Raw genomic sequence first — 20,033 nt, 5'->3', positions numbered from 1 at the left:
CGCAATTTGCGGCCCGCCCCCATGCGGCCCGACCTTTTGCATATGATCTAATTATAAGCGAAACCCGCCCCAGCGCTTCGCACTCAGGGGCAAAACCGCCCCAGGCTTGCGGATTTGTTAAGTCCTCATCCCCAGGCTGCAACCTTTATGCCCGCGCTGCCCAGGGGAAAGAAAAAGGCTGCCCTTACGGGCAGCCTGATTACATCAAATACACGTCTCGAACTTACTTGGCAGCGTTCTTCACAACCGCATGGGCCGCAGCCAGCCGCGCCACCGGAACCCGGAAGGGCGAGCAGCTGACGTAGTTGTTGCCCACCAGGTGGCAGAACTCGATCGATTCGGGGTCGCCGCCGTGCTCGCCGCAGATACCCACTTCCAACGAGGGGCGCGCCTTGCGGCCGTCGCTTACAGCGATGTCCATCAGGCGGCCAACGCCGTCGCGGTCAATCGTCTGGAAGGGATTCTTGGGCAGGATGCCTTCTTCCACGTACTTGATCAAGAAGTTGCGTTCCGCGTCATCGCGGCTGTAACCGAAGGTCATCTGGGTCAGGTCGTTCGTGCCGAAGGAGAAGAACTCCGCCAGTCCGGCGATCTCGCTGGCCGTCACGGCCGCGCGCGGGATTTCAATCATGGTGCCGAACTTATATTCGAAGGTCACGCCCTTCTCGCTCATCACCTTCTGGGCAATGTCCACCAGGCGCGGCTGAATCCATTCCAGTTCTTTGACCGTGCCGGTCAGGGGGATCATGACCTCAGGTTTCGGTTCGTACCCGCGGATCTTCACATCCGCAGCCGCTTCGAAGATCGCCCGCACCTGCATCTCCACAATTTCGGGCATGGCGATGCTCAGGCGTACGCCGCGCAGACCCATCATCGGGTTGCTTTCGTGCAGGGCTTCCACCGCGGCCAGGAGCTTTTCCATCTCCACAATTTCTTTGTCCACGGCCTTGCCGTTGATGTAATCGGCCATGCGGGCCACGCGCTTTTCCACAATCTGCTCGCGCAGGGTTTCGGCAGCCGGCAGGAACTCATGCAGCGGCGGGTCGATCAGGCGGATGATCACCGGCAAACCGGTCATCGCCTCAAACAGACCGTCGAAATCAGCGCGCTGGAAGGGCAGCAGCTCATTCAGGGCTTCGGTGCGGCCTTCGCTGGTCTTCGAAAGGATCATGCGCTGCACAATCGGCAGGCGTTCCGGCTCAAAGAACATGTGCTCGGTGCGGCACAGGCCAATACCCTTGGCGCCAAAAGCGCGGGCGCGCTTGGCATCTTTGGGGTAATCGGCGTTGGCCCACACCTGCAAACCGCGGGTCGGGTAGCCTTCGGGGCCCTTGCGGGTGCCGGGACGCGCGCAGATCTCATCCGCCCAGTTCAGCAGGGTGAGCAGATCGGTCTGCTCTTCCAGGTTCGGGACGCTCAGATCCAGCTTGCCCAGGTAAACTTCACCCGTGCCGCCGTCCACCGAAATCCAATCGCCTTCGCGAACCACCGCATCCCCAACCGTCATGATGCGCTTGTCGAGGTCAATGCGGATCGAAGAAGCACCCACCACACAAGGAACACCAAACTGGCGCGCAACCACCGCCGCGTGCGAGGTAGCGCCGCCTTCGCTGGTCAGAATGCCCTTGGCCGCCAACATGCCGTGCACATCATCCGGCTTGGTGAAGGGGCGCACCATAATGACATCCTGCTTGTATTCTTTGGCCATATGTTCGGCCGTGTCAGCATCGAAATAAATCTGCCCAACGGCAGCGCCCGGGGAAGCGTTCACGCCCGTCGCCAGGTAGCGGCCAGCCTTCTTGGCGGCCTTCTTGCCCTCTTCGTTGAACATCGGGTGCAGCATGGCATCCACCTGCTTGGGTGAGATGCGCATCACGGCTTCGTCCTTGCTGATCAAGCCTTCGTTCACCATCTGAACCGCCACGGCGATGGCCGCCTGCGCGGTGCGCTTGCCGTTGCGGGTCTGAAGCATCCACAGCTTGCCGCGCTCAATGGTGAATTCCACATCCTGCATATCCTTGTAGTGCAGTTCCAGCTTCTTGGCGATCTCCACGAACTGTTTGTACACTTCGGGCATATCTTTCCCCAGGTTCTGGATCTTCTCGGTGTTGCGGATACCCGCCACCACATCTTCACCCTGGGCGTTCAAGAGGTAATCGCCGTACATTTTGTTTTCACCGGTCGCCGGGTTGCGCGTGAAGGCCACGCCCGTGCCCGAATCCCAGCCCATGTTGCCGAAGACCATGGTCACAATGTTGACCGCCGTGCCCAGATCGTCGGGGATGTTTTCCGCGCGGCGGTAATCCACAGCGCGCTTGCCGTTCCAGGACTTAAACACCGCTTCCGTGGCCAGGCGCAGCTGTTCCAGCGGATCCTGCGGGAAATCGTAACCCTGCACCTTGCGAACCACGTCCTTGAACATCTGCGTCAAGGCCTTCAGGTCTTCCGCGGTCAGGTCGGTATCGGCCTTGGCGCCCTTCTGATGCTTGTAGGCTTCCAACACATCCTCAAAAGCCTCATCCGGCATACCCAACACCACCGACCCGAACATCTGGATCAAGCGGCGGTAAGAGTCATACACAAAACGTTCGTTGCCGGTCAATTTGACCATACCGGCGGCGGTGGCGTCGTTCAAACCGATATTGAGCACGGTGTCCATCATGCCCGGCATGGAGAACTTGGCGCCGGAGCGGCAGGAAACCAACAGCGGGTTGGCGGGATCGCCAAATTTCTTCCCCGAAGCCGTCTCGATGCCCTTCAAGCACACCATCATCTGATCCCACAAAGTCGCCGGGAACTTGCCGCCCTCGGCGCTGTAGGCGTTGCAGGCTTCCGTGGTGACGGTGAAGAAAGGCGGCACCGGCACGCCGATGCGCGTCATTTCCGCCAGGTTAGCGCCTTTGCCGCCCAACAGACCGCGCACGCCGTCCCAGCTGCCGTGCACATAGGCTTCGGCCTGATCCAACTCATTAAACAAATATACCCATTTCTTATCCACGATTCGTTCCTCCTGATACGGGTCTCGAATTACCCAGGGTGGGTAAAAGGTTAAAGTCCAGATTGCTGCCCGCGCCACGCGAGCCGTCCCCCTGCACTCTCCGGCAATAGGCCGCAATAAAACCAATAAATTTTACCATAAAGAATTTGACTTGAGGGAGGTCTTTGCATACAGTTGTAACCAATTTTCCAAGTTTGTCTGGATATCTATATGATTTCCTGTGCGATTCTTTTGTTAATCACTTGAAAGGTACGCATTTGAACTTAACGATGATAATAGAGCTATGAATTCCGCCGACTCTGGTATCAATATTTTGGTCATTGACGATGACCCAGCCATGACGGATCTGCTGAAGATGATTTTGGAGCAGGACAAGGCTCAGGTAGTCACCGCCAACCGCGGCTCGGACGGCGTGGCCTGCTTCAAATCTGACAAGTTCCAGATGGTCATCGTGGATTTAATGATGCCCGAAATGGACGGCTGTGAAGTCACCCGCGCCTTGCGGCAGGTCTCCAACGTGCCGATCCTGATGGTCTCCGCCCTGGACAACCCGGGCCTGATTGCGCGCGCCCTCAACGCGGGGGCTGATGATTTCCTCATCAAGCCCTTCACCCACAGCATCCTCGCCGCGCGCATCAACATGCTCACCCGGCGGCGCGTCACCAAGCCTCATTACAGTCACGCGGTTCTCTAAGCCCGCCCCCCAACGCCCACGCCCCTCGGTCTCAAAACCGAGGGTTTTTTATTCCCCCCACCCCGCGGGATCTTTTTCGCGCGCCGGGCGTATTACATAGGGCGATTGCATCAAGCCAGTTTTTGAAGAGCTATTCCCAATTTAATAGAATTTTGGGTGATATGTGGGGCTTCGCCCCACATATCACCCAAAAACCATACCCATTGTGGGAAAGAGAACCCAGGATGCGATTGCCCTGGCGTCTTACAGGCATGCGTTTGGGTCTCGGCGGTGGTTTGTAGTAAAATGATATCAATACTCTGAATGGAGAAAACCATGCAAACTTGCTCTCGCTGCAATGCCCAAGCTCAGGATTATGAAAGCGAATGCCCGCGCTGCCACGCCAGTCTGGCTGAGTTTTCTGCCACCGCGGTTGCCCTGCGCCGCCTGCAAACCAACGCGCGGGTAGCCAATGTGCGCGTGGTCGCCGAAGCCAACGCCTGCCCAGCCTGCCAGCAGGTGGCGGGGACCTACGCCAAAGATCAGGCCCCTCACCTGCCCGTGCCCGGCTGCTCCTGCCCCAACGGCTGCTGCTGCTTCTACGAACCCATGCTGACGGAGATTTATCCCTAAAACCCAATTCCTGCTCATCCCTCCTGGCTGCCCTTGACCGCCAGGCCAAAGGAGGTACCCCTCATGTCCGATTCCGCGCCCACCCCGTTTGGGCGGTTTAGGGCTCTCGCTGGGTGGATCCTGCTGCCGCTGATCGCCGGCATCCTGCTTTCCTTGCTCATCCCCAAACCCATTATCGGCGTCATCTACCTGAAAGACGCCATCTACGACGGCTCCGCCCAGGATATGATCACTCAACTGATCTACGCCCGTGAGCATCCCGAAGTGCGCGCCGTGGTGCTGGTCGTCAACAGCCCCGGCGGCACCGTCACCGACACCGAATCCGTCTATCTCGAAATGGCCCGTCTGCGCCAGACCAAACCCGTGGTGATGATGGTCGAGGGCATGGCTGCCAGCGGGGCCTATTACCTGGCGGCGGGCAGCGATTACGTGCTGGCCAAGCCCTCTTCTCTGGTGGGCAATATTGGCATCATCGGCTACCTGCCCGAAAGCCCCAGCGTTCAGGAAGAGGTCTATTCCACCGGCCCCTACAAAACCCTGGGCTACCCGCGCGACACCTTCATCCGCGACATGGACACCCTGAAGCAAGGCTTCTTAAAAGCGGTGCAGTTGGGCCGCGGCGACCGGCTGAAGATTGGCCCGGAAGTCGTCCTGCGCGGCGAGATCTGGACCGGGACCACCGCCCTCAAATACGGCCTGATTGACGCCATCGGCACCCAAAGCCAGGCCTTTGACCAGGCCGCGGCCATGGCCCACATCGCCCATTACACCACCGCCGACCTGCGCACCCTCACTGGCTTGCCGATCTTCGTCACCAGCCCCTTCTATTACCAGGCCCCCGACGGGCGCATGACCCCCTACCCCAACCAATCCGGCCTCTTCTACCTGTATGTCCCCCCCACGGAGGAGCAGCCATGAAACTCACCCGCATCCTCCTGGCAGCCGCTGTACTGTTGGTTCCCCTGGCGGCCCGCACCCTGTGGTTCTATCAGGGCATTTACACCCCCGCCCAACCCATCCTCACACCGGATTATGAAAGCCTGCAGCCGCCTCAGTCGCCGCTTTCAACCCCCCTGCCCCCCAGCCCAGCCAGCGCTGCCGTTTCTGAGCGCCCGCAAACCAACCTGCTGGTAGATTTCACCCACGGCAACTGGGTCAGTCTGAAAGAGTTGGAAGCCCTCACCCAGCCCTTCGAAGCCCTGGGCGGGCGCACTGTACTCAGCACGGATCCTTATACCTTCGCCGAACAGCTCAAAAACGCGGATGCCTACCTCACCGCCGCGGCCACCATCCCCTTCACCGCCCAGGAAGCTCAGCTGCTGACCAGTTTTGTCCAACGCGGCGGGCGGCTGGCAGTCATTTGCGACCCCACCCGCAGCTACGCCGCCAGCCCCACCACAGACGCACTCATGGCCCTGTCCAGCTGCACCGCCTCGGCCAACTTGCTCCTCCAGCCTTTTGACCTGGCTTTCGCCGATGATTACCTCTACAATCTGGAAGAGAACGACGGCAATTTCCGCCACCTGATCCTGACCGACATCCAGGATTCCCCCCTCACCCAGGGCGTGCAGCAGGTCATCTTCTACGCCGCCCATTCCCTCAAATCCAGCCCGCAGCCCCTGCTGCGCACCAGCCCCACCACGCGCTCTTCCCTCACCGACACCCCCGCCCAAAGCGTGGTGGCCAGCCTGGATGCCAGCGGACAGGTATTGGCCGTCGGCGACCTCAGCTTTTTGCAGACCCCCAACAACCTCATGGCTGACAACCAGCAGTGGATCGCCAGGATTGCCGGCTTTTTAGCCAGCGATCCGCGCCCGCGCACCCTGGCGGAATATCCCTATGTCTTCCAACGGCCCGTCACCTTGCTGGTTCCTGCGGATCAAACCCTCGAAAAAGGATTCATCACCACCCTGGGGGCAGCTCAGCGCCAGTTGGCGCTTTTGAACCTGCCCCTCACCACCGCCGCCCAGCCGGTGGACGGCAGCGACACCCTCATCCTGGGGCTGTATCAGGATTACGAAAAACTGGCCCCCTATCTGGCGGCTTTTGATCTGGAGATCAATTTGCAGTCCGGCGGCGGCATTCTACCCCCCACCCCCACCGAAGAGGCCGCCCCGCCCGCCGAGAACGAAGCCGCGCCCACCCCCAGCCCCGAATTGAACCTGGAAGACCTGCTGGGCAGCCTGGAAACACCTTCAGCCAGCGGCGACAGCATCACCATCCCCGGCCTGGGCAGTGTGGAGACCGCTTCAACCGGTTTGGTGCTGTATCAAGCCCAACCCAGCGGCAACACCCTGATCTTGCTGGCCGCCACCGAAGAGGGCCTCAGCGAACTGGCCAACATGCTCACCTCGCTGGGCCTCAGCACCTGCGCCCTTCAAGACAACATCGCCGTCTGCCCGCTGACGGGCGCCGCCACTTTCGGGCAAGGCTAGCCGCCCCTCAGAATCACAGCGCCGCGGAGAAATCTCCGCGGCGTTTTTTGATTCTATGGCAGTCTGCCGTTATGCGCCCTGCGCCCGCTTCAGCAGGCCCAACAGAGCTTCAGCGGTGGCCTGGGGAGCTTCCATCATGGGCGAATGCCCCACCCCTTCCAGCTCCACCAACCGCGCATCCGGCAGGCTGGCGGCCATCTCGCGCGCCCGCTCCACCGGAATGATCGCATCCGCCAAGCCGGCAATCACCAACGCCGGGACCGAAATCTGCGGCAGAAAGGCGCTCATCTCCGTCCGTTCGGCCATCGCGCGCATCGCTGCGGCCATCCCCGCCGCCGGGGTGGTGCTCATCAGGTGTTTCAGCCCCTCGGCCATCTCGGGGCGGTTGGTCAGCACCGCGGCCATGCTCTCCGCCACGCGCTGGCTGCCTTCGGCCAGGGTCTGCTCCGCCTGGGCCAGGCGCGCCTGCCGTTTTTCGGGGCTGTCAGCTGCCGCCTGGGTGCATACCAGTCCCAGACCCGCCAGGCGCTGCGGGTAACGGCGGGCAAAGGCCAGGCACACGTACCCGCCCATCGACTGCCCCGCCAGCACCACTTTCTCAATCCCCAATGCGTCCAAAATCGCTGCCAGCCCATCAGCCATCGAATCCATCGAAACCGGCTCCACCACCGGCGACTGCCCGTGTCCAGGCAAATCCGGCAGAATCACCCGCGCCTGATCTTCCAGCAGGGCCGCGGTCTCGTTCCAGATGGTGTGGTTCAGCGGAAAGCCGTGCACCAACATCAGCGCGGTCCCCTGCCCGCGGGTGGCGTAATGGATCAAAGGGGTTTTCAATTCTTCCATGTTGATTTTCCTCCGGAGGGCGCATCCTGGGGATGGTCGGCCAGCCAGCCGCGCACAAATTCCAAAGCGGCGACGCGGTCGCTTACCTCACCGCAGGCCTGCGCCTCCAACACCGCATCCAAAGCCAGCCCAATGCGTTTGCCGGGCGGCTCACCGAACAGCTCAATCAGGTCTTGCCCGTTCACCAGGCGCTGGGGCCGCACCGATTCGGATGGGCCTTCCCACCAGGCCTCCAGCAGCCGCCGGCAAATGCCCACCTCACGCTGCCAGATGTCTGTGGTCAGCGTGGTGCGGTAGGTTCCGCGCACATCCGCCAGCGTCAGCAGACACACATCCACCCCCGCCGGGCCGCAGGCGCGGAAAAAGCGGTACACCGCCCGCGCGCTGGGGTCGTGGGGCTGGGCGGCCAGATGATGTATACGCATATGATGGCGCAGGACGCTTTCCACCCGCTCGGTTTCAGCCTGGCTCAGCGCCAGGCGGCGCGCGCAGCTTCCCCAGGCGCGCACACTCTGCCCCTCATGCTCATAAAAATGCACACGCCCATCCGCCCCCTGGCTGCGCGTGTGCGCCTTGCCCGCGTCGTGATACAGCGCCGCCAGAAACAGCAGCGCGCGCATGGGGCGGTCCATGTGCACCCGCTCGGCCAAATGTTCAGCAAAGCGCTGACGGTAGCGCCCCAACTGCGTCACCGCCAGCCCCATCATCAAATTGGCGGACGCCTCTTGATCAGCGTCCTGGGCCAGGGCCGCCAGCACATCTTCCAATTCCTGCACCACCGCCAGGGTGTGTTCCCAGGCGTCCAACTGGTGCGGCGGAGATTGGCTTAGCCCTTTCAACGCGGTCAGTTCCGGCAAAACCGCCTGCAAAGCGCCCAGGGTGTCCATCAGGCGCAGGCCGCTGCTCACCTGGCCGCCTTCCAGCAGCCGGAAGAGCTCATCCCGCCGCCGCTCGCCCGAAACGCGCTCCAGCCCAGCCGCGGCGGCGCGCATCCAGCCCAGGGTGGCCGCTTCCACGCGCAGCCCCAGGCCTAGCGCCATGCGCACCCCGCGCAGCACACGCAGAGGGTCATCCTGCATGGCGCTCTCCGAGCAAGCCCGCAGCCGTTTTTCCCGCAAATCGGTTTGCCCGCCGGTGGGGTCAATCAGACGCGCCTCATCCCCCAAAGGCAGCGCCATCGCGTTGATGGTGAAATCGCGCAGCCGCAAATCGCCTTCCAACGTATCCGCGCGCAGCCGTGAAAAATCCAAAAACAGGCGCCCGCCGCCCTCCTCAGCCAGCACCACGCGCATCGTGCCGCGTTCTTCGTCCATCGGGTAAAAGCCCCCGCCCAGGGCATCTGCCGTGCGGCGGGCCATCTGGCGCACATCCCCGCTGGTGACGAAATCCAGGTCGTGCAGCCGCACCCCACGCAGCAAATCGCGCACAGCACCTCCCGCCAGATACAAGGGGTGCTGCACGCTTTCCACACTGCGCAAAACCGGCATCGCCCGGGCCAGCAGCGGATCAGCTTGATACCAAGTCATCAGGGGCCTGCGCTTTACTTACGCGGCGGGGTGATATTTGTCCAGATCCACCACACCGATAAAGGGCAAATTGCGGTACAAATCGTCCAGATCCAATCCGTAGCCAAACACAAACCGGTCGGGGATGGTGAAGCCGCAGTAGCGGATGGGCACGTACACCTCGCGCCGCTCAGCCTTGTCCAGCAGGGTGCAGACCGTCAGGCTGTTGGGTTTGCGCGCCGAAAGCAGCTCCAGCACCGAGGCCAGAGTCCGACCGCTGTCAATGATGTCTTCCACCAAAATCACGTCGCGGTCCTGGATATTGATGTTCAAATCCAGATTGATGCGCACATGCCCGGTGGATTCGCGCTGCCCCACCCCATAGGATGAAACCGCCATGAACTCAATCGCATGCGGGATGGTGATGCGGCGCATCAAATCGGTCAAGAACATCACCCCGCCGCGCAGAATGCAGATGAGCACCGGCGCGCTGTCCGCGTAATCGCGGCTGATCTCTGCCCCCAGTTCTGCAATACGTGTTTGCAGTTCGTCTTCTGAAATCAGGACCTCTTTCAAAAAAGTGTGAAAGTCTTCCATTCAGTCCTTTGCTCCTTCAACAATGGGGGTCTATAAATGATCTTCGCGTCCCGGGACGACATGATGCAGACGGCAGCGCGCCTCGTACATTTCAGCCGCGCCTACGATCACAATCGGGTCATCGTAGCGGGCAGGCTGCCCGTTCACCAGGCGCTGCGTGCGTGTGGCCGGTTCGCCGCACACCATGCAGATGGCCTGGAGTTTATCCACGCGCTCCGCAATCGAGAGCAGCACCGGCATACTGCCAAAGGGTTCACCCCGAAAATCCGTATCCAAACCCGCCACAATCACGCGAATATCGCGCGCCGCCAAAATACGGCAGACGGGTACAATCTCTGCGTCTAAGAATTGCGCCTCATCAATGCCCACCACGGTCGTATCGCGCGCCACGAGATCCAAAATTTGGCGGGCACGTTCCACCGGAACCGCGTCAAAAGCCATCCCCGCGTGTGAGGTGACCTTCTCCCCGCCGTCGTAGCGCTGATCCAAAGCGGGCTTAAATACCTGAACGCGCTGCCGTGCAATCACCGCCCGCCGCAGCCGCCGGATCAATTCCTCCGTTTTGCCGCAAAACATGGACCCGCAAATGACTTCCACCGAACCAGTGGAATGCTTCATAAGGCCTCCCGGAATCGAGATTTCAAACATTCTACCCTAAGAATGCCCCCGCGCACACCAAAACAACCTTAAGGAATTGGAAATTTTAAACAAAAAACAACCCCGCCTTTTTGGGCGGGGTTGTGCACACACACATGAAAATCTAGGCAGCTTCTTCGCCGCCGGGCAGTTCATAGCCCAACTGGCGCAGTTTCTTCTTCATGTCAATGAAGGACTTGCGGCCAAAACCGGCGATATCCAACACAGCCTGTTCGCCTTCAGCCAGTTTCGCCATGAACTCACCCACGGTGGTGATGCCGGCCTTGGCCAGCGCTTCGGTGGGGCGGGAGCCCATTTCCAAATCGGTAATGGGGCGAGCAGGAGAAACGCGCGATTCTTCGCGGGTCTTCTTGTCTTCGATGTAGTTCTGGCGCGCCTGCAAACGGCGGTAGAAGCGGTCCACCTGGCCTTCGATGTCAATCAGGCGCTGCTGCTGGCCCGTGAAGAAGGGGTGGCACTTGGAGCAGATTTCAGTCTTGATGACTTTGCGGGTCGAACCGGTCGTCCAGGTGTTGCCGCACGAGCAAATCACCTGTGCGTCGGGGTAATACGTGGGGTGCGTATCTTTCTTCATTCTTTCCAACGATCCTTTCAATCAGTCTCCTACATCCGTTAACCGCGAGTCGGTTAACGCTGCAAGAAGTGATCGCGTTTGGTTATTCTTCCGCCGCAGGGGCTTCGGCTGGGACAATGCTGACCAGCTTACGGCCATTCGGCAACGTTTCATACAGAACCACGCCGTCTGCCGTGGCAAACAACGTATCGTCCTTACCGACGCCCACATTCAAACCGGGTTTAATCCGCGTCCCGCGCTGCCGGACCAGGATATTGCCAGAAAGAACTACCTGCCCAGCATAGCGTTTCACACCCAGGCGTTGAGCGTTACTATCACGACCATTGCGGCTGGAGCCGCCACCTTTTTTATGCGCCATGACTGCTACTCCGTTTCAATCGTTTCAACTTTAAGAAGCGTGTACTGTTGGCGGTGGCCAGTCTTGACCCGAATGCGCTTCTTGGGGCTGTACTTGAAGACCACAATCTTGGGACCTTTGGTGTGGGTCACCACGGTGGTTTTCACACATACGCCTTCCAACACCGGCGTACCGACGGCAACGTTGGCATCATCAGCCAGCAAAAGCACGTTGCTCAACAATACCTGATCGCCAGCTTCTGCCGGCAGACGGTCGACTTCAATCAGACCGCCTTCGACGGCTTTGAACTGCTTGCCGCCACTTTCCACAATCGCATACTTCATAGTCCTCGCTCCAATCTTCACTTCACCGCCCATCTTGCGCCTTCCTCGACGCCCGACAACGGGGAAGTTGGAAATACAGATGAATGCCCCAGCATCCTCCGCTGGGGTCCGAAGCACCGGCAATTATACAGGCTGTATGCGACTCTGTCAACGGATGAATTTTCGCCCTCAGCGCCGCCGCCGCAGGGTGCGGTAATCCCCCGCTCGCGCGGTGACGCCCAGCCCATCCAGGTATTCCAGAAAGGCCAGGGCGTATTTGCGGCTGGTGTTAAATGCATCGCGGAACTCCGCCGCGGTCAGTTGGGGCTGCTGCTCAAAATGGGCATACACCCACGCCTCCATGCGCGCCGCGTCCTCCGGCCGAAACACCACCTCCGGCGAAACGCTCACGAGACGGCCGTCTTCCAGCAGGGTGCTGAACACATCCTCGCCCACCGCCGCCTGACATTCCTTCAGCGAGGGCGGGCTGAAAGGCGCCTCAGCAAATTGGCGCAGCAAGCCGTCCACCTGGGCCTGCTGCTGCGCGCTCAGGCGCACCGCAAAGCCGGGCAGGGCCAGCAAGGTCTCGTTCACCTCCACCAGGCTGCCGTCCGCCGTCCAGCGCCGTACCGCGCTGTTAAACACACGCGGAGCCAGCTTCAGGCGGCTTTTCAAGGCCTCACGCGGCATACCGCGGCGCAGAGGGGAGGCCTTATGGAACTGCCCCACTTCTTCCCGCGCCCGCTGGGTCAGCCCGTTCCACCAGCCCACGGGCGCCAGCAGCCCGTCTGCACCTGCTTCCAAAGCTGCCACCTGCCCGCCGTCCATCAACTCCTTCAGGGCTTCCTGGGCCGTATCCATCTCCAACCGGGCGCGGTTGGCAGCCTCGCGCAGCGTCACCGCCCCCAGCGCCGCCATGGATTCCAGCAGCAAATCCACCGGCGACCCCTGACGCAAAGCCTCCAGGCGCGCCAGCACCTGCGGGGCAAAGCGCTTCGAGCGGCCCTTGGGGTGTGCGTCCACCACCGCCCCGCCGCCCAGGGTTTCCCCCGGCGAAGGCCGCCGCAAAATATAGCGGTCGCCGCGCACGGCCACCACCGGCGCATTCAGCTCCAATTGCAGCCAGCCTTCCTGCCCCGGCAGCAGCTCTTCTACGCCCAACAGGCGCACTCGCGCCTGCACCTCGGCCGCCCCCAGAAAAAATTTCACCTGACTGGAATGTTTCAAAGGGCCGCTGGCGTCTGGCAGCAAGCGAAAAGAAGCGTCCAGCCGCACGGTGGGGCGGTAACGCCCCGGCGCCGCCAAAACATCCCCGCGCCGCACCTGATCCAGCTCAATCCCATTGACGTTCACCGCCGCCCGACTGCCCGGCGCAGCACGTTCCACTTTCCGTTTGTGGCTTTGCAGCCCGCGCACCCGCCCGCGCAAACCCGCCGGAAGCACTTCCACCTCGTCCCCCACCTGCAAGGCCCCATCCAGCAGCGTGCCTGTCACCACCGTGCCAAAACCCGGCATGGTGAACACCCGATCCACCGGCAGCCGCGGACGACCGAAATCGGCCCGCGGGGGGCGCCCGGCCAGGCATACCGCCAAGGCTTGCCGCAGTTCATCCAGCCCGCTGCCTGTGCGCGCCGAAACGCGCAGGATGGGCGCGCCCTCCAGCACCGTTCCGGCCAACACCTGCATCAAATCCATCTCCACCAGTTCCAACCAGTCGGGGTCGTCCGCCATGTCGCATTTGGTCAGGGCCACCACACCCCCCGGCACTTGCAGTAGATCCAGAATGGCCAGGTGTTCGCGCGTCTGCGGCATCACGCCCTCATCTGCCGCCACCACAAACATCACCGCGTCAATGCCGCCCACCCCCGCCAGCATATTTTCAATGAAATCGCGGTGTCCGGGCACGTCCACCACGCCCACCTCTTCGCCGTCGGGCAGAGTCAGCCAAGCAAAGCCCAGCTCGATAGTCATCTCGCGGCGCTGTTCTTCCTTCAGCCGGTCGGGGTTAATCCCCGTCAGCGCCCGCACCAGGGTGGATTTGCCGTGATCAACGTGACCTGCGGTACCAATCACTCGCATCGCGCCGCGCCCCTATGCCCGGTTGCCCAAATTGCGGTCAAATTCCTCGGCGCTCTGCCGCACCGCCCCCAAAAGGATTTGCAGCCGCTTCTGGGTTTCTTCCACCACCTGCTGCAGCAGGTCGCGGGTGTCTTGCGACAGATCTTCCAGAGCCACCAGCCGAGTCTGATAGCGTTCAAACTGGCGGGTCACTTCACGGCCCTGCTCTTCCTGCGACAAAGTGTAGTTGGTCCAGCGCTTCTGATCATCCGCCTTAAAGTTGGCCCAATCCTGCCGGAAACGCTCTTCGGTCAGGCGCTGCATTTCGGTAATCTCATTAATGCGCCGCTCAAACCGCTGGGTGATCTCGTCGAAGGCCTCCTGGGCGCGTTTCACCGAACGGTGGGTGGCGTCAATGGACTGCAGCTGCGTATCCAAATTGGACGACTGCGCGGCGATACTGTCGAAACGCGTCTGCCAGTCTTTCCAGGTGCGCTCGCGCTCCACCAGGAGCATATTTTGTTTCTCAATAAAAGACACCTGATTTTGCCGCCGGTCGTTTTCGGCAGATTGGATCTCGTTCACGCGCAGGTTCAGCTTCTGAACGCTGTCCGCGGCCAAATCCACCTTGCCGCGCTGTTCATCCAACCGCTTGCGCAAAGCCGAAACCTCAGCCTGCAAATCCGCCAGACGTTTGGCATCCTGCTTGCGAGATTCTTCCAGCAGGCGCTGCGCCCGCCGGCTTTCATCATCCAGGCGGGAAGATTCATACAGCTTATGTTCCAACTCTTCAATCTGGCGGCTGAGGCGGAATTCTTCCTCCGTGCGGGCCTGCAGGCTCTTTTTCAGCTCCGGCAGAGCTTCCAGCCCCTTGCGCAGCTCCAAAATAGATTTGGTCATGGATTCAAGGTCGGCCCGGCGGCTCTTTTCCATCTCCCGCTCCCGCTCAGCGCGGGCTTTCTCGGCGGCTTCCAACGCACGCGCCGAATCCACTCGCATTTGCGCCAGAAGCGCGTCCATCTGGTCAAAACGGGTCATAGCCGTGGTGAGGCGCGAAACATCGCTGGCAAGATCGCCAATTTGCTTGTTCAGCGCCGGAAGCTGATTTTCCATGCCTGCCAGGCGTTCTTCCAGCATGGCGATGGTCAGCTTATCTTTGCGGCGCTCGTCATCCAGCCACTCTAACCGCTTAATGATCTGTTCCAGGTCCATAGTTTTCTACACCTCACTTTTTCAGTTCTTAGAGCAGACGCTCAAAAGCCTGCAATATTTGTATCAAACCGTTCGACAGCCACCCCGGGAACCAGCCCACCAACAGCAGAACCACAATCCCAACCGCAACCCACACCCGCCGCGGCCAGTTCATGCGCAGCGGGGCAGAATCCGGCGGGGAAACCTTCACCAGAGCGTTCAGCAAACGGAACCCGCCAATCAGAAAAGCCGCGCTGCCCGCCGCTGCCCAAACAGCCGCGCCCACCGACACACCGCCCAGCCGCTCCAACAGGGCCTGATGCACCGGAAAGCCTGCCAAAAGCGGCAGCCCCCCCAGCGAAAACACCGCCGCCAGCAGCCCTAAAGACGGCCAGGGCGCCCGCCGCAGCATCCCCGCCAACGCCTCCAGGCGCAGATCACCGCTTTGCTGCCACAGGAAGCCCACCGAAAAAGACCACAGGCTCATCACCGCCATGCGCGGCAAGAAAGACACCGCCAACAGCGGCAGTCCGCCCTGGTTGGTCAGGCTGAGGGCGATCAGGGCAAAGCCGTTTTCAAACACCACCCCATACCCCAGCAGGCGCGCAGCGTTCTGTTCAAAGGCGGCCCACACCCCGCCAATCACCACCATCAGCACCCCCAGGGTACGCAGGGTCTGCGGCAGCAGCGGGTACAGCCGCAGCCAGGAAAAGGCGTTCAAGAAGTCCAAAGCCAACAGCAGCGCGGCCACCGGGAACAAAGTCAAAATGAAACCGCTCACCAGGGGGTTCACCTCACCCGCCAGCAGCGGCACCCAGGTGTAAAAGGGAAAGGCCGCCAGCCACAAACACAACCCCAGAGCCAGCAGCACCACCGCCATCTGCAAAAACGCCTCTTGCGCCGGGTTGGCTTCAATGGCGCTGGCCGCCCAGCCCGCCACCAGAATACAGGGCACCGCCAGGGTTTGAAAAATCAAATAGCGCAAAACACCCTGGCGCATCGGCTGCCCCGGCGGGGCCAACAGCGGCACACTCATCAGCACCGCCATTTCCACCAGCAAGGCCGCGTACATAAACGGTTCCACCGCCACCGCCGCCACCAGCAAGGCCGTGATCGCCAGGGCAAAAGGTACAAAGTAGCGGTGGCTGCCAAAAACAGCCGAGCCCACAAACCAGGCCGCCGCGAACCCATATACCAGACTGATCACCGCTTGATCGCCGCTGCCCAACACGAAGCGGCGTCCCAACACGCTGAACACCGGGTCAATGGGCAGACGGGCAACCCCCAAATCCACCACGCTGCCAGGCGGCATGATCTCCACCAACACGGTCAGCCCCAGGCAAAGCCCAGCCGCCAGGCTGGCGGTCAGCATCGTCCGGCGCCGGATGAAAAACAACCCCAGCGCCGCCGCCACCGGGAAAACGATCCAAATCAGCGGGGCGCTCATGCGGCTGGCTCCTGCTCTTCATCCAGCGGCGTTTCCGCAAACTGCCCCGACAGCATCCCATAGCTGCCCGCCAGGGCCAGGCCCAGGTTCACCACGCCCAGCAAACCCGCCACCAACACCGAGCGTTCCAGCCCAGAATACAGCACCTCAAAGCCCGCGATCACCGTCAGCAGGCCCATCACCACCCGCTGCGGGCGGGCGGTCATGCCCAGGTGCAACAGGCCGATCCCAGCCAGGAGCATCCCCCCTTGCAGCACCGGGGTCTGCACAGGAAACCATTCGCGCGCCTGGGGAGAGATGGAAAAGACCAGCGCCCAAACCAAAATCGCCGCCAGCCCGCGAAAAAGCTGCCCAGCCCGCCCCGGAAAGCGCTCTTCGCGCAGTTCATCTTCCGAGCGCGAGGCCGCGATGACCGCCACGGCCATCCAGCCTACCACCAGCTTGGCCAGCGACAGGCCCAAGGGCCAGTTGTTGGCCACCAACCAAAAGACGCCCACATACTGCAAGGCCAAAGCGCCCAACGACCAATACCAGCGTTCGCTGACCAGCACAATCAGCGAAGCCGCCAGAATCACAATCAGCGCCAGTCCAGCGGTCTGAGAGAAGATCATCCTCCCCCTCCCGCCCGCACCAGTGAAGCCAGCAGCGCCAGCAGCACCAAGGTCCACAGCACGCCGCCGTCCCCTTCCAAAATGACTGTAAAAAAGCGCACCAGGCGCTGAACCCAGCCAAAAAGGCCCATTCCCAGGCGGTACAGCCAGTTTAGACTGAGCAGCGCCGAAAAAAAACTGCCCACTCGCCCCACCACCACCGCCGCCCAGCGCATACGATCCACCGTCTCCGGGCGGCTGTGGCGCAGCCGCCAATCGGCCAGAAGCAGCACAACCGCCAGCACCGCGCAAGAAGCGCTGATCCACCACGCGCCCAGCACCCACGGGGAATCCAGCCCCAGATACAGGGCCGCGTACACCGCGCCGGTCAACAGGGCAATCCCCACCGGGTAGGTCACCCACACCCAGCGTTCCTGCCCGGCAAAGCCGTTTTCTGATCTCAAGCTGTGGCGCGCGTACCCCGCCAGCAGCACCGCATAGGTGGCGATGAAAATATAATCCACCACATCCCAGGTGGTGCCCGCCAGGCCCGCCCAGGCCGGGGCCGCCGGGGTAAAGGGCAGGCCGCTCAGGGCCAGCAGCGCCAACCCCGGAAACAGGCGCATCCCCACCGTGCGGATGGAGAACAGGAACAGCAGCCCGCCCGCAGTAACCAGCAGCGATCCCCACACCAGCGCCGCCTGCGGGTCGCCGTTCACTGCCCCCGCCACCGCCAGGCTGCCCAAGACCGCCAAAAAGTAGGGCCGTCCAGCCAGTTCATCCTGAGCAGCGAACCAACGGCCCGCGCCGTACACCGCCGCGATGGCCAAAAAAGCCAACAGCCAGCCTTTTGCCTCTGCGGGAATCGTCACCGCCGCCACCTTGGCTAACACCGCAAGACTGGCGGCCGAAATCGTCAGGCGCAGCACCGTGCCAATACCGCGCCGCAGCGGGGCGTCTGTGTAAGGCAAATGCAGCGGGATCACCCCCAGGCGCAGCCCAGCTGCCAACAACAGCAGAATCGCCACCGGCGTGCTGGCCTGTTCAAAGGTGAAAGGCTGTCCCTGCGCCTGGGCAATCACCACCGCCACGGCCACCAGCAGCGTGCCGAACACGCGTACGCTGAAAGCCGTGGTCTCGCCCACCGTCTGCCGCCCGCCGCGAAGATTGGCCAGGAGAATGCCCAATTCCAGGGCGTCCAGCAGCGTCCAACCCAAAATCAGCGCCATCGGACTGGCCGACAGCACCGCCAACATGCCCACGCTAATCACAGCCGTCATCCCAGCCCAAATGACAGGACTGACGGGCAGCAAACGCACCGAAGCCGTGAACAGCGTGGCCAGCAGCAGACTGCTCAAACTGAAGGCAAATACCCAGCCGGAGCGGCTCCATTCAAAGCGCATACTGCCGGCGCTCATCCCTCCCGGCAGCCAGTTTTCAATTAGCAGCGGCGCCGGAGACCACCAGTGCAGCGAAAGAGTCAGCCCCCAAACCAACAAGGCTGCCCCCACCGATACCAACCAACACACGCCGGTATTCACGCCCCGCAAGCGCAGCGTCAGCACCACCCCAGCAGCCAGGAGCAGCAGGAAAACCGGCAGCAGACTGAGCATAGAAGCCTACATCATCCCCGCGAAAGGCTGGCGGCGGACAAAGCGGCCCATGCCGGGCTGACCGTTCCAACGGCCCTCATCCACAATCAGCTGGCCGCGCAGGAAAACCTTCACCGGGTAACCAGTCAGTTCCCAGCCCTCATACAGGTTGTAATCTGTGCGGTGGTGGGCCATCGCCACCCCATAGCGCACCTTGCGCTGCGGGTCCCACAGGGCAATATCCGCGTCTGCGCCCGGCATCAGCGTGCCCTTTTGCGGGTACATACCAAAGATCTTGGCCGGGTTGGTGCAGGTCAGGGCCACAAACTCGTTGGGGGTCAGACGGCCGCTGCCCACCCCGGCTGTCCACATCACCGGCATGCGGTCGCCCACGCCGGGCAAGCCGTTGGGGATCTTGGTGAAATCACCCGCGCCCAGTTCCTTACCAGGAATGGCCACCGGCTGGCCTTCATATTGGATCGGACGCGAACCGTCGTAGAAGAAGGGGCAGTGATCCGTAGCCACCACCTGCAAAATGCGGTTCTCCAGCCCTTCCCACAGCCTTTCGTTGTCTTCCGCCAGGCGCATGGGCGGCGAACAGATCCATTTGGCCCCGTCTGGGCGGCTCAAATGGCTCTCGTTAAAGAACAGGTACTGCGGGCAGGTCTCGCCCATCACCGGCAGGCCGCTCTGGCGGGCATATTCCAGCTGATCCACCTCACCCGCCACGTTCATGTGCACCACGTACAGAGGCGCCTGCGCCTGGGTAGCCAAAGCCGCCCCGCGCAGCACTGCCTCCACCGCGCCCCAGGCCGGGCGGGTATGCGCGTGCCATTCGGGCGCCGTGTGGCCGGCCGCAAGCGCCTCGGCCACCAAAATATCAATCACATCCCCATTTTCGGCGTGCAGCATGGTGAGAATACCGTGCTGCCCGGCGATACGCATCACCCGGAAAATTTCGCCGTCCTGCAAGCGCAGCCGTTGGTTGTAAGCCGTGAACACCTTAATGCTGGTAATGCCTTCCTCCACCAGGCTTGGGATCTCGGCTTCCACCTGCGCATCCAGGCGGGTGATGTTCATATGAAAGCTGTAATCCACCGCCGCCTTGGCTTCGGCCTTGGCCTTCAGCGCGGCCACATTCGCCAGCAGCGGGCTGCGGTCCTGCGAGATGAAGTCAATCACCGTGGTGGTTCCGCCAAAAGCCGCGGCCTTCATGCCGGTGTAGTGGTCGTCTGAAGAAACCGTGCCAAACATGGGCAGGTCCAAATGCACATGCGCATCCACCCCACCGGGCAAAACCAGCATGCCGCTGGCGTCCACCACCTCGGCGTCGGCGGGGGCGGTCAAATGCGGGCCAATTTGGGCGATCTTACCGCCCTCCACCAGGATATCCGCCTGAAAAGTCTCTGCCGCGGTCACCAACGTCCCCGAACGGATCAGCAAAGCCATGTGAACACCTCCTCCAGGTCAAAAAATGCGCTCATACCCATCTACCAGTTTTCACGCGCCAAAACCGCGCGCGGTTTGGCCGTTCGCATTAATTCTACCAGTTTATGCCCGCCCCTAGGGGAATTTTTTCA

Annotated in this window: 18 protein-coding genes and 1 pseudogene; 4 read left to right on the top strand and 15 right to left on the bottom strand. The window is 61.7% G+C overall.

The window, feature by feature from the left end; genetic code table 11:
• Positions 1 to 223: 223 nt before the first annotated feature.
• On the bottom strand, positions 224 to 2,998 hold the full coding sequence (gene ppdK, locus ADN01_RS17145; protein WP_075071315.1) for a pyruvate, phosphate dikinase: 2,775 nt from the start codon (positions 2,996 to 2,998) through the stop codon (positions 224 to 226).
• 283 nt (positions 2,999 to 3,281) lie between these two features.
• On the opposite strand from ppdK, the gene ADN01_RS17140 reads away from it, so the two are divergent.
• The 4 genes from ADN01_RS17140 to ADN01_RS17125 all read left to right on the top strand — a co-directional run bounded on the left by ADN01_RS17140 (position 3,282) and on the right by ADN01_RS17125 (position 6,739).
• Complete coding sequence (locus ADN01_RS17140) at positions 3,282 to 3,692, top strand: response regulator transcription factor (protein WP_062419317.1); 411 nt, start codon at positions 3,282 to 3,284, stop codon at positions 3,690 to 3,692.
• Between the two features lie 315 nt (positions 3,693 to 4,007).
• A complete protein-coding gene (locus ADN01_RS17135; RefSeq protein WP_062419318.1) occupies positions 4,008 to 4,304 on the top strand; it encodes a hypothetical protein in 297 nt (98 codons plus the stop codon).
• A 63-nt stretch (positions 4,305 to 4,367) separates the two neighbouring features.
• Positions 4,368 to 5,222: a S49 family peptidase gene (locus tag ADN01_RS17130; protein ID WP_062419319.1), complete on the top strand. Its 855-nt coding sequence runs from the start codon at positions 4,368 to 4,370 to the stop codon at positions 5,220 to 5,222.
• A complete protein-coding gene (locus tag ADN01_RS17125) occupies positions 5,219 to 6,739 on the top strand; it encodes a hypothetical protein (protein ID WP_075071314.1) in 1,521 nt (506 codons plus the stop codon). Before ADN01_RS17130 ends, ADN01_RS17125 begins: the two co-directional genes overlap by 4 nt.
• 69 nt (positions 6,740 to 6,808) lie before the next feature.
• On the opposite strand, the gene ADN01_RS17120 is transcribed toward ADN01_RS17125, so the two are convergent.
• From ADN01_RS17120 to hydA, 14 genes and pseudogenes are all read right to left on the bottom strand, one after another.
• Positions 6,809 to 7,582 carry an alpha/beta fold hydrolase gene (locus ADN01_RS17120; RefSeq protein ID WP_062419322.1) on the bottom strand — a complete coding sequence of 258 codons (774 nt, stop codon included), beginning with the start codon at positions 7,580 to 7,582 and terminating at the stop codon, positions 6,809 to 6,811.
• Complete coding sequence (locus tag ADN01_RS17115) at positions 7,570 to 9,108, bottom strand: CCA tRNA nucleotidyltransferase (RefSeq protein WP_062419323.1); 1,539 nt, start codon at positions 9,106 to 9,108, stop codon at positions 7,570 to 7,572. The genes ADN01_RS17120 and ADN01_RS17115 overlap by 13 nt, the downstream gene beginning before the upstream one ends.
• 18 nt (positions 9,109 to 9,126) lie before the next feature.
• Positions 9,127 to 9,684: a hypoxanthine phosphoribosyltransferase gene (gene hpt, locus ADN01_RS17110; RefSeq protein ID WP_062419324.1), complete on the bottom strand. Its 558-nt coding sequence runs from the start codon at positions 9,682 to 9,684 to the stop codon at positions 9,127 to 9,129.
• 30 nt (positions 9,685 to 9,714) lie between these two features.
• Positions 9,715 to 10,302: a thymidine kinase gene (locus ADN01_RS17105; protein ID WP_062419325.1), complete on the bottom strand. Its 588-nt coding sequence runs from the start codon at positions 10,300 to 10,302 to the stop codon at positions 9,715 to 9,717.
• A gap of 142 nt (positions 10,303 to 10,444) precedes the next feature.
• Positions 10,445 to 10,723 carry a DNA-directed RNA polymerase subunit alpha C-terminal domain-containing protein gene (locus ADN01_RS20375; protein WP_369425833.1) on the bottom strand — a complete coding sequence of 93 codons (279 nt, stop codon included), beginning with the start codon at positions 10,721 to 10,723 and terminating at the stop codon, positions 10,445 to 10,447.
• Positions 10,709 to 10,915 (bottom strand): annotated as a pseudogene (rpmE, locus tag ADN01_RS20370) (50S ribosomal protein L31); the annotation flags it as partial. The gene ADN01_RS20375 and the pseudogene rpmE, both read right to left, overlap by 15 nt.
• Before the next feature lie 82 nt (positions 10,916 to 10,997).
• Complete coding sequence (gene rpmA, locus ADN01_RS17095; protein WP_062419326.1) at positions 10,998 to 11,273, bottom strand: 50S ribosomal protein L27; 276 nt, start codon at positions 11,271 to 11,273, stop codon at positions 10,998 to 11,000.
• A 5-nt stretch (positions 11,274 to 11,278) separates the two neighbouring features.
• Complete coding sequence (gene rplU / locus ADN01_RS17090; protein WP_236691032.1) at positions 11,279 to 11,629, bottom strand: 50S ribosomal protein L21; 351 nt, start codon at positions 11,627 to 11,629, stop codon at positions 11,279 to 11,281.
• A 135-nt stretch (positions 11,630 to 11,764) separates the two neighbouring features.
• A complete protein-coding gene (selB, locus tag ADN01_RS17085) occupies positions 11,765 to 13,654 on the bottom strand; it encodes a selenocysteine-specific translation elongation factor (protein ID WP_062419328.1) in 1,890 nt (629 codons plus the stop codon).
• A 12-nt stretch (positions 13,655 to 13,666) separates the two neighbouring features.
• Positions 13,667 to 14,845: a coiled-coil domain-containing protein gene (locus ADN01_RS17080; RefSeq protein ID WP_062419329.1), complete on the bottom strand. Its 1,179-nt coding sequence runs from the start codon at positions 14,843 to 14,845 to the stop codon at positions 13,667 to 13,669.
• Between the two features lie 28 nt (positions 14,846 to 14,873).
• Entirely contained in the window at positions 14,874 to 16,271 is a 1,398-nt protein-coding gene (locus tag ADN01_RS17075) for a proton-conducting transporter transmembrane domain-containing protein (RefSeq protein ID WP_062419330.1), read from the bottom strand.
• Positions 16,268 to 16,882, bottom strand: a complete 615-nt coding sequence (locus ADN01_RS17070) for a hypothetical protein (protein ID WP_062419331.1) — start codon at positions 16,880 to 16,882, stop codon at positions 16,268 to 16,270. The genes ADN01_RS17075 and ADN01_RS17070 overlap by 4 nt, the downstream gene beginning before the upstream one ends.
• A complete protein-coding gene (locus ADN01_RS17065; protein ID WP_062419332.1) occupies positions 16,879 to 18,474 on the bottom strand; it encodes a hypothetical protein in 1,596 nt (531 codons plus the stop codon). Before ADN01_RS17065 ends, ADN01_RS17070 begins: the two co-directional genes overlap by 4 nt.
• Positions 18,475 to 18,480: 6 nt before the next feature.
• Positions 18,481 to 19,902: a dihydropyrimidinase gene (hydA, locus tag ADN01_RS17060; RefSeq protein WP_062419333.1), complete on the bottom strand. Its 1,422-nt coding sequence runs from the start codon at positions 19,900 to 19,902 to the stop codon at positions 18,481 to 18,483.
• Positions 19,903 to 20,033: the final 131 nt, after the last annotated feature.

The sequence above is a fragment of the Levilinea saccharolytica genome, assembly GCF_001306035.1.
In the GTDB taxonomy this organism is placed as follows: Bacteria; Chloroflexota; Anaerolineae; order Anaerolineales; family Anaerolineaceae; genus Levilinea; species Levilinea saccharolytica.
This window is presented reverse-complemented; position numbering and strand designations above follow the sequence as displayed.

Bases quoted from the DNA above. Each gene is read 5' to 3' on its own strand.
- ADN01_RS17140 (WP_062419317.1), top strand. From the start codon at position 3,282: ATGAATTCCGCCGACTCTGGTATCAATATTTTGGTCATTGACGATGAC.
- ADN01_RS17135 (WP_062419318.1), top strand. From the start codon at position 4,008: ATGCAAACTTGCTCTCGCTGCAATGCCCAAGCTCAGGATTATGAAAGC.
- ADN01_RS17130 (WP_062419319.1), top strand. From the start codon at position 4,368: ATGTCCGATTCCGCGCCCACCCCGTTTGGGCGGTTTAGGGCTCTCGCT.
- ADN01_RS17125 (WP_075071314.1), top strand. From the start codon at position 5,219: ATGAAACTCACCCGCATCCTCCTGGCAGCCGCTGTACTGTTGGTTCCC.
- ADN01_RS17120 (WP_062419322.1), bottom strand. From the start codon at position 7,582: ATGGAAGAATTGAAAACCCCTTTGATCCATTACGCCACCCGCGGGCAG.
- ADN01_RS17115 (WP_062419323.1), bottom strand. From the start codon at position 9,108: ATGACTTGGTATCAAGCTGATCCGCTGCTGGCCCGGGCGATGCCGGTT.
- hpt (WP_062419324.1), bottom strand. From the start codon at position 9,684: ATGGAAGACTTTCACACTTTTTTGAAAGAGGTCCTGATTTCAGAAGAC.
- ADN01_RS17105 (WP_062419325.1), bottom strand. From the start codon at position 10,302: ATGAAGCATTCCACTGGTTCGGTGGAAGTCATTTGCGGGTCCATGTTT.
- rpmA (WP_062419326.1), bottom strand. From the start codon at position 11,273: ATGGCGCATAAAAAAGGTGGCGGCTCCAGCCGCAATGGTCGTGATAGT.
- rplU (WP_236691032.1), bottom strand. From the start codon at position 11,629: ATGGGCGGTGAAGTGAAGATTGGAGCGAGGACTATGAAGTATGCGATT.
- selB (WP_062419328.1), bottom strand. From the start codon at position 13,654: ATGCGAGTGATTGGTACCGCAGGTCACGTTGATCACGGCAAATCCACC.
- ADN01_RS17080 (WP_062419329.1), bottom strand. From the start codon at position 14,845: ATGGACCTGGAACAGATCATTAAGCGGTTAGAGTGGCTGGATGACGAG.
- ADN01_RS17075 (WP_062419330.1), bottom strand. From the start codon at position 16,271: ATGAGCGCCCCGCTGATTTGGATCGTTTTCCCGGTGGCGGCGGCGCTG.
- ADN01_RS17070 (WP_062419331.1), bottom strand. From the start codon at position 16,882: ATGATCTTCTCTCAGACCGCTGGACTGGCGCTGATTGTGATTCTGGCG.
- ADN01_RS17065 (WP_062419332.1), bottom strand. From the start codon at position 18,474: ATGCTCAGTCTGCTGCCGGTTTTCCTGCTGCTCCTGGCTGCTGGGGTG.
- hydA (WP_062419333.1), bottom strand. From the start codon at position 19,902: ATGGCTTTGCTGATCCGTTCGGGGACGTTGGTGACCGCGGCAGAGACT.